The sequence below is a fragment of the Kingella bonacorsii genome, assembly GCF_016623605.1.
Taxonomy (GTDB): domain Bacteria; phylum Pseudomonadota; class Gammaproteobacteria; order Burkholderiales; family Neisseriaceae; genus Kingella_B; species Kingella_B oralis.
In genome coordinates, this window is sequence record NZ_JAEHNZ010000001.1 from 77882 (window position 1) to 89681 (window position 11800).

At 55.7% G+C, this 11800-nt stretch carries 15 protein-coding genes; 7 read left to right on the forward strand and 8 right to left on the reverse strand.

All coding sequences use genetic code 11. The features are described from left to right. The first annotated feature begins 101 nt into the window (after window positions 1-101). Together JDW22_RS00410 and typA are read left to right on the forward strand one after the other, a co-directional pair. A complete protein-coding gene (locus JDW22_RS00410; RefSeq protein WP_003796552.1) occupies window positions 102-1292 on the forward strand; it encodes a PilT/PilU family type 4a pilus ATPase in 1191 nt (396 codons plus the stop codon). Between the two features lie 335 nt (window positions 1293-1627). After that, on the forward strand, window positions 1628-3439 hold the full coding sequence (gene typA / locus JDW22_RS00415; protein ID WP_200520910.1) for a translational GTPase TypA: 1812 nt from the start codon (window positions 1628-1630) through the stop codon (window positions 3437-3439). Between the two features lie 198 nt (window positions 3440-3637). Here typA and JDW22_RS13495 read toward each other — a convergent pair whose 3' ends face one another. The 3 genes from JDW22_RS13495 to JDW22_RS00425 all read right to left on the reverse strand — a co-directional run bounded on the left by JDW22_RS13495 (window position 3638) and on the right by JDW22_RS00425 (window position 4971). Further along, entirely contained in the window at window positions 3638-3784 is a 147-nt protein-coding gene (locus tag JDW22_RS13495) for a hypothetical protein (RefSeq protein WP_207748795.1), read from the reverse strand. Next, window positions 3754-3927 (reverse strand): hypothetical protein, encoded by a 174-nt coding sequence (locus tag JDW22_RS00420; protein ID WP_200520911.1) that lies wholly within the window; start codon window positions 3925-3927, stop codon window positions 3754-3756. The genes JDW22_RS13495 and JDW22_RS00420 overlap by 31 nt, the downstream gene beginning before the upstream one ends. A 324-nt stretch (window positions 3928-4251) precedes the next feature. After that, the gene (locus JDW22_RS00425) at window positions 4252-4971 is read right to left on the reverse strand and encodes a 16S rRNA (uracil(1498)-N(3))-methyltransferase (RefSeq protein WP_200520912.1); all 720 of its coding nucleotides are present in this window, start codon (window positions 4969-4971) and stop codon (window positions 4252-4254) included. A 60-nt stretch (window positions 4972-5031) separates the two neighbouring features. Here JDW22_RS00425 and JDW22_RS00430 point away from each other — a divergent pair, with 60 nt between their 5' ends. Continuing rightward, the gene (locus JDW22_RS00430) at window positions 5032-5829 is read left to right on the forward strand and encodes an inositol monophosphatase family protein (RefSeq protein ID WP_200520913.1); all 798 of its coding nucleotides are present in this window, start codon (window positions 5032-5034) and stop codon (window positions 5827-5829) included. On the opposite strand, the gene JDW22_RS00435 is transcribed toward JDW22_RS00430, so the two are convergent. Next, window positions 5823-5960, reverse strand: a complete 138-nt coding sequence (locus JDW22_RS00435) for a hypothetical protein (RefSeq protein WP_155803144.1) — start codon at window positions 5958-5960, stop codon at window positions 5823-5825. The two genes, JDW22_RS00430 and JDW22_RS00435, sit on opposite strands and share 7 nt — an antisense overlap. 1 nt (window position 5961) lies before the next feature. Between JDW22_RS00435 and JDW22_RS00440 the strand changes: the two genes are divergently transcribed. Together JDW22_RS00440 and tsaD are read left to right on the forward strand one after the other, a co-directional pair. Then, a complete protein-coding gene (locus JDW22_RS00440; RefSeq protein ID WP_200520914.1) occupies window positions 5962-6279 on the forward strand; it encodes a hypothetical protein in 318 nt (105 codons plus the stop codon). Window positions 6280-6445: 166 nt separating this feature from the next. Continuing rightward, on the forward strand, window positions 6446-7531 hold the full coding sequence (gene tsaD, locus JDW22_RS00445) for a tRNA (adenosine(37)-N6)-threonylcarbamoyltransferase complex transferase subunit TsaD (protein ID WP_200521918.1): 1086 nt from the start codon (window positions 6446-6448) through the stop codon (window positions 7529-7531). On the opposite strand, the gene JDW22_RS00450 is transcribed toward tsaD, so the two are convergent. Both JDW22_RS00450 and JDW22_RS00455 read right to left on the reverse strand, forming a co-directional pair. Further along, window positions 7447-7713, reverse strand: coding sequence for a hypothetical protein (locus tag JDW22_RS00450; RefSeq protein WP_200520915.1), 267 nt, complete (start codon window positions 7711-7713; stop codon window positions 7447-7449). The genes tsaD and JDW22_RS00450 overlap by 85 nt on opposite strands. 10 nt (window positions 7714-7723) lie before the next feature. After that, window positions 7724-8290: a hypothetical protein gene (locus JDW22_RS00455; RefSeq protein ID WP_200520916.1), complete on the reverse strand. Its 567-nt coding sequence runs from the start codon at window positions 8288-8290 to the stop codon at window positions 7724-7726. 82 nt (window positions 8291-8372) lie between these two features. Between JDW22_RS00455 and JDW22_RS00460 the strand changes: the two genes are divergently transcribed. Both JDW22_RS00460 and JDW22_RS00465 read left to right on the forward strand, forming a co-directional pair. Beyond that, window positions 8373-8519, forward strand: a complete 147-nt coding sequence (locus JDW22_RS00460) for a hypothetical protein (protein WP_200520917.1) — start codon at window positions 8373-8375, stop codon at window positions 8517-8519. 54 nt (window positions 8520-8573) lie between these two features. Beyond that, window positions 8574-10229: an electron transfer flavoprotein-ubiquinone oxidoreductase gene (locus JDW22_RS00465; RefSeq protein ID WP_200520918.1), complete on the forward strand. Its 1656-nt coding sequence runs from the start codon at window positions 8574-8576 to the stop codon at window positions 10227-10229. A 230-nt stretch (window positions 10230-10459) separates the two neighbouring features. On the opposite strand, the gene crcB is transcribed toward JDW22_RS00465, so the two are convergent. After that, window positions 10460-10822 carry a fluoride efflux transporter CrcB gene (gene crcB, locus JDW22_RS00470; protein WP_200520919.1) on the reverse strand — a complete coding sequence of 121 codons (363 nt, stop codon included), beginning with the start codon at window positions 10820-10822 and terminating at the stop codon, window positions 10460-10462. Between the two features lie 130 nt (window positions 10823-10952). Beyond that, on the reverse strand, window positions 10953-11765 hold the full coding sequence (locus tag JDW22_RS00475) for a ferritin-like domain-containing protein (RefSeq protein ID WP_200520920.1): 813 nt from the start codon (window positions 11763-11765) through the stop codon (window positions 10953-10955). Between the last annotated feature and the right edge of the window lie 35 nt (window positions 11766-11800).

The following is an 11800-nucleotide window of genomic DNA, read 5'->3' on the forward strand; positions in this document are numbered from 1 at the left end:
TCCACGCTTTTATGTCATCAAATCTACCGATGAAAATAGTGAACACAGGTTCTAAAATCGCTAAAATTCACATTTTTTAACCCGACATAACGCGAGAAACCATGACAACCACCATCGCCCCCGTAAACGAAGAAATGAAAAAATTTATCCATAACCTGTTGACCCACATGGTGAAAAACAAAGGTTCGGATTTATTCATCACCGCAGGCTATCCGCCCGCCATGAAGCTGGACGGCAAAGTAACCAAATTAAGCGACAAACCGCTATCCGCCGAGCACACCGCGCAAATCGCCCGCTCCATTATGGACGAAAAACAAGCCATCGAATTTGCCGAAACCAACGAATGCAACTTCGCCATCAGCTTGGCGGGCGTGTCGCGCTTTCGGATTAACGCCATGATTCAACGCGGCGCGGCAACGTTGGTTTGCCGTGTGATTACCAGCGATATTCCCAAATTTGACGATTTGAAACTGCCGCCCGTGTTAAAAGACGTGGTGATGGAAAAACGCGGCTTGGTGATTTTTGTGGGCGGCACAGGCTCGGGCAAATCCACCTCGCTCGCGGCGATGATTGACTACCGCAACGAAAACAGCAACGGACACATCATCACCATTGAAGACCCGATTGAATATGTGCACCCGCACAAAAACTGCATTATTTCGCAGCGCGAAGTGGGCGTGGACACGCAAAACTGGTTTGCCGCGCTGAAAAACACCTTGCGCCAAGCCCCCGATGTGATTTTGATTGGTGAAATCCGTGACCGCGAAACGATGGACTACGCGCTGGCGTTTGCCGAAACGGGGCATTTGTGCATGGCAACGCTGCACGCCAATAATTCCAACCAAGCGCTTGACCGCATCATCAACTTTTTCCCCGAAGAGCGCCGCACCCAGCTTTTGACCGATTTGTCGCTCAACTTGAAAGGCTTTATTTCGCAACGCCTGATTCCGCGCAAAACGGGCAAAGGGCGCAGCGCGGCGGTGGAAATTTTGCTCAATTCGCCCTTGATTTCGGAGCTGATTTTGCACGGCGAGGTGCACGGCATCAAAGACATCATGGCAAAATCGCGCGACATCGGCATGCAAACCTTTGACCAAGCCTTGTTTGACCTATACGAAGCCGACATGATTTCCTACGAAGACGCGCTGCGCAACGCTGATTCGGAAAACGACCTGCGCCTGCAAATTAAGCTCAACAGCAAGAAAAACGGCACGGCGGGCGAAGATGGTTCGCTGGACGGTTTGTCGCTGATGGATTATGAAAAGCCCGAAGAGGCGGAAGAAGGCAAATAATAAAAGGCAGCCTGAAAGCAGGGGAACGCATTTTCAGGCTGCCTTACCGTTCGCGCCATGTATTTAGGTTTACCATGCGTTTATGTTTATAGTGAAGGCAGCCTGAAAACGCATGGCGGCGAGCCGTTCCATATTTCGGCAGCCTGAAACCCCGCTTCCCTTTTTTCAGGCTGCCTCAGCCATCCGAGCGCACGCAAAGGCAGCCTGAAAACCACAATCGTGCTACAATGCGCGGTTTTCTTATTTCACCCCCCTCGTTTACGCAAACACCGCGCCCCAGCGGCTTTTGTTTTTGTAAACCAGTACAAACCAATCAAAAAGGCAAAACCATCGCCATGAAAAACATTCGCAATATCGCCATCATCGCCCACGTCGACCACGGCAAAACCACGCTGGTAGACCAGCTTTTGCGCCAATCGGGCACTTTCCGCGCCAACCAGCAGGTAGAAGAGCGCGTGATGGACAGCAACGACCTGGAAAAAGAGCGCGGTATCACCATTCTCGCCAAAAACACCGCCATCGAATACAACGGCTACCACATTAACATCGTCGATACTCCGGGGCACGCCGATTTTGGCGGCGAAGTGGAGCGCGTGCTCGGCATGGTGGACTGCGTGGTGCTGCTGGTGGACGCGCAAGAAGGCCCGATGCCGCAAACCCGCTTCGTTACCAAAAAAGCCCTTGCGCTTGGCTTGCGCCCCATTGTTGTCATCAACAAAATTGACAAACCTTCCGCCCGCGCCAGTTGGGTGATTGACCAAACCTTTGAATTGTTTGACAGCTTGGGCGCAAGCGATGAACAGTTGGATTTCCCGATTGTCTATGCTTCGGGGCTAAGCGGCTTTGCCCGTTTAGAAGAAGACGGCAGCGAAACCGATATGCGCGTGTTGTTTGAAACCATTTTGAAACATACGCCCGAGCCCAGCGGCGATGCCGACGCGCCCCTACAACTGCAAATTTCGCAGCTGGACTACGACAACTACACAGGTCGCCTTGGCATCGGGCGCATTTTGAACGGCAAAATCCGCCCCGGGATGCAAGTTGCCGTGATGAACCACGATAAACAAATCGCCACAGGGCGCATCAACCAACTGCTCGGCTTCAAAGGCTTGGAGCGCGTGCCGCAAGAGGAAGCCGAAGCGGGCGACATCGTGATTATTTCGGGCATTGAAGACATCGGCATCGGCGTAACCATTTGCGACAAAGAAAATCCCGTGGGCGTGCCGATGTTGAGCGTGGACGAGCCAACTTTGACTATGGACTTTATGGTGAACACCAGCCCGCTGGCGGGCACGGAGGGCAAATTTGTTACTTCGCGCCAAATCCGCGACCGCTTAACCCGCGAATTGCTCACCAACGTTGCCCTGCGCGTGGAAGACACCGCCGATGCCGACGTGTTCCGCGTGTCGGGGCGCGGCGAGTTGCATTTAACCATTTTGCTGGAAAATATGCGCCGCGAGGGCTTTGAATTGGCGGTGGGCAAACCGCGCGTGGTGTTCCGCGATATTGACGGGCAAAAATGCGAGCCGTATGAGAATTTAACCGTGGACGTGCCCGATGAAAACCAAGGCGCGGTGATGGAAGAGCTGGGCCGCCGCCGTGGCGAATTGACCAACATGGAAAGCGATGGCAACGGGCGCACGCGCTTGGAATACCATATCCCCGCGCGCGGTTTGATTGGCTTCCAAGGCGAATTTATGACGCTAACGCGCGGCACGGGCTTGATGAGCCATGTGTTTGACGACTACGCGCCTGTGAAGCCCGATATGCCCGGCCGCCACAACGGTGTGCTGGTGTCGCAAGAGCAGGGCGAGGCGGTGGCTTATGCGCTGTGGAATCTGGAAGACCGCGGGCGGATGTTTGTGTCGCCCAACGATAAGATTTACGAGGGTATGATTATCGGCATCCACAGCCGCGATAATGATTTGGTGGTGAACCCGCTCAAAGGCAAAAAGCTGACCAATGTGCGCGCCAGCGGCACGGACGAAGCCGTGCGCTTAACGCCGCCGATTAAATTGACGCTGGAAGGCGCAGTGGAGTTTATTGACGATGATGAGTTAGTGGAAATTACGCCGCAATCCATCCGCTTGCGTAAGCGTTATTTGAGCGAGCTGGAACGCCGTCGCCACTTTAAGAAGCTGGATTGATTGAAACCGCTTAAAGGCAGCCTGAAAATGGGTAGAACTGTTTTCAGGCTGCTTTTTTTGTTTTCAGGCTGCCTTTTGTGGATGGTGTGGGGTAGTTGGCAAGAAATAGTGGGATTTGAAACTGAAATCTTTGCAAAACTTGCAACCAATGGAGCGTCGGCGGCTCGCCGACATTTTGGTAAACTCGTAATGCTCTGTTTAATCAGTCATTTGGCGACAAGCCATCGCTGCTTCATTTTTTGTTTTCAGGCTGCCTTTGGGGCGGGATTGAGAGAGGCAGCCTGAAACGGTATTTTGGTTTTCAGGCTGCCTCATCACCCAAGCCAGTGCACGGCTTGCCAGCAAGCCGTAGGGGCGCGGGCGATGATTTCAGGCTGCCCAAACATTCGCGCCCGCGTGCCAGCATGGTTAAGGCAGCCTGAAATGAAGTTTGGCGTATTCAACACACGATTTTGGCAACAAGCTGTTGTCGTTTCATTGGTTCGCAAGGTTCACATTGCTTGCCGATTGTATTTTCAGGCTGCCTTTTGTTTACGCAATCAGGCAGCCTGAAAAAAACAAAAAATACTGTCATTCCTGCGCAGGCGGGAATTTTGTTTGATATTCAGAAATGATTGTAAAAACTGTTGTTTATCAGTAGGTCGGGCATTTACGCCCGACAAACATTGATCTATTTATCTCACATACGCCAAAAAATTTAGAAACGTCGGGCATAAATGCCCGACCTACTACGCGCTTGGTTTTCAGGCTGCCTATCGTTTGCATGATAAGGCAGCCTGAAATCCCATCCCCCTCCCCAACACCCCAAAAAATCAAAAATCCCCCCACAACACTTGCATCGCCGCCATCGCCGCCATCGCCGCCGTTTCGGTGCGCAATACGCGTTTGCCCAGCGTGATGGTTTGCACGCCTGCTGCCAGCGCGGCTTGTTCTTCGGCGGGTGTCCAGCCGCCTTCGGGGCCAATCATCAGGCGCAGCGTTTGCGGCGCGGGGGTGATGTCGCGCAGGGTGGTGGCGCGGCGCAGGCTCATCATCAGGTGCAATTCTGGTGGCATTTGGCGCAGGTAGTCGCTAAACGACACGATGGGCTGCACGGTGGGCACAATGCTGCGCCCGCTTTGTTCGCAGGCGGCGATGACGATGTCTTGCCAGCGTTGCACGCGCTTGTCGGCTCGCTCGCCGCTGAGCCGCACCACGCAGCGTTCGCTGATTATGGGCTGGATGGCGCGCACGCCCAGCTCCACGCTTTTTTGCAGGGTGAAATCCATGCGCTCGCCGCTGGAAACGGCTTGCACCAGCGTGATATTTAGGGCGCTTTCGTTTTCAGGCTGCCTTTGGGCGGTGATGTGGCACTCGGCGTGGCGTTTGCCGATTTCTTGCAAGGTGGCGTCAAAATCGCTGCCCGTGCCGTTGAATAGCGTGATGTTGTCGCCTGTGTTAAGCCGCAAAACGTGGATGTGGCGCACGATGTTATCGGGCAGGCTAAACGTGGTGTGCGGGGCTAGGGGGGCGGGGAGATAGAAGCGTGGCATGGCGTGGAAAACGTAAGGATATGTTAAAATTGCGTTCCCGTCATTTTACCAAAAGCCGCTATGAAATCGATGAACTTGTTGCACGACTTAATCCGCGAGGTGGCGGCAAACGAAATCATGCCGTATTTTTTGCGTGTGCAAAGCGCGCGCAAGGAAGACGGCAGCGTGTTGTCGCAGGCGGATTTGGCGGCGCAGGCAAAATTGGTTTTCAGGCTGCCGCAGATTATCGCCGCGCCTGTGTTGGGCGAAGAAATGAGCGCCGCCGAGCAACGGGCGTTGTGGGCATCGCACGCGCAATCGGGCTTGTGGGTGATTGATCCGATTGACGGCACAAATAATTTTGTGAACGGGCTGCCGCATTTTGCCGTGTCGGTGGCTTATGTGGCGCAGGGGCGGGCGCAGCTGGGCGCGATTTTCAATCCGGTTAGCGGCGAGATGTTTTCGGCAGAACGCGGCGGCGGGGCGTTTTTAAACGATACGCGCTTGCCGCTGCGCTGTGTGCCAAAAAAACTGCACGAAGCCTTGGCGGGCGTGGACGTGAAGCGTTTGCGTTCGGCAAGGCTGGCGAACAGCATCAACCATTTTGCGCCGTTTGGCACGCTGCGCTGCTTGGGCAGCAGCACGCTGGATTGGTGCTACCTTGCGGCGGGGCGGCTGGATGTGTATGTGCACGGCGGGCAGAATTTGTGGGATTACGCGGCGGGCGCGTTGATTTTGCAGGAGGCGGGCGGCTTGCTGGCCACGCTGGAAGGCGATGATTTTTGGAGCGGCTTGCACGCGTTTAAACGCTCGGCGGTGGCGGCGGTGCAGCCTGAATTGTTTGAGAAATGGCTGGGGTGGATTCGGAAGAATCAGTAGGGCGGCGTTTCAGGCTGCTTTTGGGCGGGATGATGTTCAGACGGATGCGGCGGATAGGCAGCCTGAAAGGGTAAACATGCTTGCCGCGCCCCATGGGTTTCAGGCTGCCTTTGGCAAACAAGGAGCGACAAAATGGACACGATTATTCTCAGGTTTAATCTTTTCGCGGCTTTTTTTGCTGTTGCCATCTTGATTGATGATTTTAGCTGGTCCCGCCTGTTTGCCTGCTTGGGCTTTGCGGCGGTTTACGGCTTTGTCCTGCTGTGGCTCAACGAACACAATCACAGCGTGCTTTTTTATGCGGTCAGCCTGTTTGGCGCGGCGGTGATGTGGTATCACGTTTTTGCATGGATAAACGAACCCAAGCCGTTTGATTTGCGCCAACACCTTGAACGGCAGCACATGGAAAAACAACGCCATGCATCGCAACCTAAACAATTGCCACGATAACCGCCGCCATCGAAGCCGCCGCGCCCTTCCATTTTCAGGCTGCCCAAACGCCCGCCAACGGCAGCCTGAAATCGTTGCCCCGCCATCAGCCAACCAACCTTGTTTCATTTTCAGGCTGCCACATCTCCCAAGGCAGCCTGAAACACGCTACACGAAAGACCCCACCATGCTTATCCTCGGAATCGAATCCTCCTGCGACGAAACAGGCATCGCCCTATACGACACCGATCGCGGTCTCATCGCCAACCAACTGCACACGCAAATGGCGATGCACGCCGAATACGGCGGCGTTGTGCCCGAGCTTGCCAGCCGCGACCACATCCGCCGCCTAGTGCCGCTCACCCAAGCCGCGCTAGGCGAAGCCCACGCCGATTACGCTGACATCGATGCCATCGCCTACACGCAAGGGCCGGGCTTGGGCGGCGCGTTGCTGGCGGGCGCGGCGTATGCCAACGGCTTGGCACTCGCGCTGGGCAAGCCCGTGCTGCCCGTGCATCATTTGGAAGGGCATCTGCTCTCGCCGCTGCTGGCGGAGGATAAGCCCGCGTTTCCGTTTGTCGCCCTGCTGGTGTCGGGCGGGCATACGCAATTTATGGCGGTGCGCGGCTTTGGCGACTACGAACTCTTGGGCGAAACGGTGGACGATGCCGTGGGCGAAGCCTTTGACAAAACAGGCAAACTGTTGGGGCTGCGCTACCCCGCAGGCGCAGAATTATCGCAGCTTGCCAAACTGGGGCAGCCTGAAAAATTCCATTTCCCCCGCCCCATGCTGCATTCCAAAGATTTGCAAATGAGTTTTTCGGGCTTGAAAACCGCCATTTTGACCGCCGTGGAAAAAACCCGCGCCGAACTGGGCTTGCCCGATGATGCACCGCTGCCCGAAGCCACGCGCAGCGACATCTGCCGCTCCTTCCAAGATGCGGTGGTGGATGTGTTGGTTGCCAAAGCGCAGCAAGCCTTGTTGCAAACAGGTTTTCGTCGCTTGGTGGTGGCAGGTGGCGTGGGCGCCAACTGGAAACTGCGTGAAACCTTAGGCAGCCTGAAAATCCAAACTACGCCCAAAGCCGCGCCCGAAGCCGTGCAAACCTATTTTCCACCGCTCGCCTTTTGCACCGACAACGGCGCGATGATTGCCTTTGCTGGCGCGATGCGCTTGCAACACGGCATTCAGGCTGCCCAAGCCGCGGGCGCGTTTGACGTGAAGCCGCGCTGGGCGTTGAGCGAATTGATGCGCGGCGCAAAGGCAGCCTGAAAACGTTGCGGGGCTTCTTGGCGGCTAATGGCGGATAAGGTGTCGGCGGCTTTCCAATCATGTGCTGCGCGATTGGGCAACGCGATGCCACCATGCCATGCCGCCAAAGTCAGACCGGGCGCAACAAAAAAGGCAGCCTGAAAGCGGTTAAACCCGTTTTCAGGCTGCCTTTGCTGTGCCAAGCGGTGTTTGCTATTGCGCGCGTGTTATCTGGTAAACGCCCGACAAATCGTAAATTTTATACCGCGCGGCTTCGTTGCGCCCGCTGCCGGCATAGCTCAACACCAGCGCTTGTTTTTTGGCGTAGTCCGTCCAGCCGATAAACAGACCGCTGTGTTCTATGTTGTGGTAGTCGTAGTTGATGTAATACAGCCAATCGCCTGCGCGGATTTGGTTGGGCGCGGCGTAGGGGCCGGATTTTTTGCTTTGGTAGGCGGTTTGACGCAGGATGCGCGGCACGCCCGCTTTGGTGAAGATGTGGTCAAGGTAGTCCCAGCAGCTGCCGCGCACAACGGTGCCGTGGTCTAAGGTGGCGCGGCGGGCTTCGTATAACACGCTGCGGGTTTTGCCTGTTGTGTTTTGTTCGGCTTGCAGCAGCAGCCCGAGGGTATCTACTTCGCTGATTTCGGGGGTAACGGGGCGGCTGGTTTGGGCGGTGCGGGTGGCTTTGCGGGATTTGTGGTGGCTGATTTTGTGTGATGTGGGAGCGGCGCAGGCGGCGAGTAGGCTGGCGCAGAGCAGCAGGGCGGTTTTGTTCATGATGGCTTAACGGCGCGGGGTGTTAAAAAAGGTATATTTTGGCAGCATTTGCGGCGGGCATAAAGGCTGCGGCGGATAAAAAATGTTAAAATCGCGCCCATCTTATCCGTGTTATGTTTTCAGGCTGCCTCAATGTTCGGGCAGCCCCAAATATTTTCAGGCTGCCGTTATCGCAAAATCACCGCATGGGCGGGCGTTTGCCTTGCGCGCAAAAAGGCAGCCTGCGTAGCGAAGCGCAGTTGCGAAGCTAAAACCAACCAATATAAAAACAAGGAATCCAACCATGAACCAAACTGAACGCGATGCGATGCAATACGATGTGGTAATTGTGGGCGCGGGCGTGGCGGGCTTGTCTGCCGCGATTAAATTGAAGCAGCTGGCGGCGCAGGCGGGGCGCGACATCAGCGTGTGCGTGCTGGAAAAGGGCAGCGAAGTGGGGGCGCATATTGTGTCGGGCGCGGTGTTTGACCCGATTGCGCTCAATGAATTGCTGCCCAACTGGCGCGAGCTGAATGCGCCGCTCACGCGAGCCGTTACCGAAGACGAAGTGTTGTTTTTAACCACCGAACGCGCTTTCAGGCTGCCTGTTACCCCCAATTTTGACAACAAGGGCAACTACATCATCAGCTTGGGGCAGCTTTGCCGCTGGCTGGCGGAGCAGGCGGAAGGCTTGGGCGTGGAAATTTACGCGGGCTTTGCCGCAACCGAATTGCTGTTCCACGCCGACGGCAGCATCAAAGGCGTGGCAACGGGCGATATGGGCGTGGGCAAAGACGGCGCGCCCACGGCAAATTTCCAAGCGGGCATGGAATTGCACGCGCAGCAAACGCTGTTTGCCGAGGGCGCGCGCGGCTCGCTCACGCAGCAAGTGATGGCGCAATTTGCGCTAAACCGCGATTGCCAGCCGCAAACTTATGGCTTGGGCATCAAAGAGATATGGGAAGTGTCGCCCGAGCAATGCCACGCGGGGCGCGTGCAGCACACGGTGGGTTATCCGCTGGATCAGCGCACTTATGGCGGCGCGTTTGTTTACCATCTGGACAACAACCAAATTGCGCTGGGCATGGTGATTGGGCTGAATTACGCCAATCCCTATCTCTCGCCCTTTGAAGAATTGCAACGCTGGAAGCTGCATCCAGCCATCCGCAAAATGCTGGAAGGCGGGCGGCGCGTGGCTTATGGCGCGCGAGCGTTGGTGGAAGGCGGTTTGCAGAGCTTGCCGCATTTGGCGTTTCCAGGCGGCGCGTTGATTGGCGATTGCGCGGGCTTTTTGAATGTGCCGCGCATTAAGGGTTCGCACGCGGCGATGAAATCGGCAATGCTGGCGGCAGAAGCCATCTTCCCCTTGCTAGACGATTTGGGCGATGAGCAGCCTGAAAGCGGTAAACAAGCCGATGCCTACGAAACTTTGTTTAAAAACAGTTGGCTGTATCAAGAATTGCATCAAGCGCGCAACATCCGCCCCGCGTTTAAATGGGGCTTAATCCCCGCCATGATTTATTCGGGCTTGGAATTTTACCTGCTCAAAGGGCGCACGCCGTGGACGCTCAAACACCACGGCACCGACCACGGCAGCCTGAAAAAAGCCGCCGCCTGCCAGCCGATTGATTATCCGAAGCCCGACGGCAAGCTCACGTTTGACCGACTCAGCAGTGTGCAGCTGGCGAATGTGGCGCATGAAGAAAACCAGCCTGTGCATCTGCGCCTGCGCCATCCGCGCTTGATGCTGGATGTGAACGCGGCGGAATACGCTTCGCCCGAAACGCGCTATTGCCCCGCTGGCGTGTATGAAATCGTGCAAGAAAACGGCGCGGCGCGGTTGCAAATCAACGCGGCAAACTGCGTGCATTGCAAAACCTGCGACATCAAAGACCCCACGCAAAATATTGAATGGACTTGCCCCGAAGGTGGCGGTGGGGCGAATTATGGGGCGATGTGATGAGCGATTGAGTTTGCCCAGTGATAAAAGGCAGCCTGAAAACGTGTTTTTCCGTTTTCAGGCTGCCTGAAATCTTTGCAAAGCCGAAGTAGGTCGGGCATTTATGCCCGACATTTCGTTGTGGCGTATTCAGATAAATAAGTTCGTGTTTGTTGGGCATCAATCAATACCCGATCTACTGATAAACTTGGATGAAGCGAAAATCTGTTTTCAGGCTACCTTTGTTGCCATCATCGCGCCATCTTGCCCACCAACCACGCGCCCAATACCACCGCGCCCACGCCGCCACCCAAATGCAGCAATAGCGCGGTAAACACGTTTTGCCATTGCTGGCGTTGGCTTAACTGTACCAATTCAGCGGCAAACGTGGAAAATGTGGTGAGGCTGCCGAGCAAGCCTGTAATCAGAAACAGTTTGATGTTGGCGGGCAGATTGAGCGCGAGCGCCGCGCCGATGGCGAAGCAGCCAATCAGGTTGGCGAGCAGCGTGCCCAGCGGCAAGGCTGCCCAGCTGGGGTTAAACCATGCGGCAAGTTGCCAGCGAATCAGTGCGCCGATAATGGCGCCAGCGGCGATGTAGAAGGGTTGGGGCATTTTCAGGCTGCTTTTGGGGTGGATTTTGCGTCAGCACGCAAACAAGGTTAGTTGGATTTTCAGGCTGCCTTTGTTACATTGGGCAAAGGCAGCCTGAAAGCTCTGTTGGATGACAAAAACGGATGCCGTGCTACACCTTCAAACTCGCTTCAAAATGCTCCAACATCGCCAGTTCAAACGCACTAAACCCCGCCTGCTCCCGCGCTTCCAAGTTCACATGACCTCGAAAAATAAACATATCGTAGCGGCGCAGTAGGCGGCGGAACAGCTCTTGCGGGTCAAGATTGCGCTCGCGGCAAAGGTGCTGATACCAATGGTTGCCAAAGCGCACATGCCCCACTTCGTCGCGGTAAATGATGTCCAGCACCGCGCAGGTTTCTTCATCGCCGCGCTGCGCCACCTTGGCGCGAATGGCAGGGGTAACATCCAGCCCTCGCGCTTCCAGCACGCGCGGCACGAGTGCCATCCGCAGCAAAGGGTCATAAGCCGTTTTGTATGCCATGTCCCACAAATGCGCGTGCGCGGTGAAGTCGCCGTAGTCGTAGCCATGCGCGTTCAGCCGTGCGCGCATCAGGGCAAAATGCTCGCATTCTTCTTTGGCCACTTGCAGCCAGTTTTCGGCAAACGGCGCAGGCAGCGTGCGAAAGCGATACGCCGCATCCAGCGCCAAGTTAATCGCGTTAAATTCAATGTGGGCAATCGCGTGCAACATCGCCGCGTAGCCTTCGGCGGTGCTGGTTTTGCGCTTGTCCACCGCCGTGGCGGGCACCAGCTCGGGGCGCGCGGGGCGACCTGCGATTTGAATGTCCAGCGCAGGGCGGTCGTTTACGATTTTCAGGCTGCCTGCTTGATATTGTTGATACAACGCCAGCGTTTGTTCGCATTTGCGCGTGGGGTCGGTTTCGCGCAGAGCGTGTTCCAGTTGCGTATAAAAATGAGCCATGATTTAAAATTGGGTAAACCAAAATGAATTTTGTT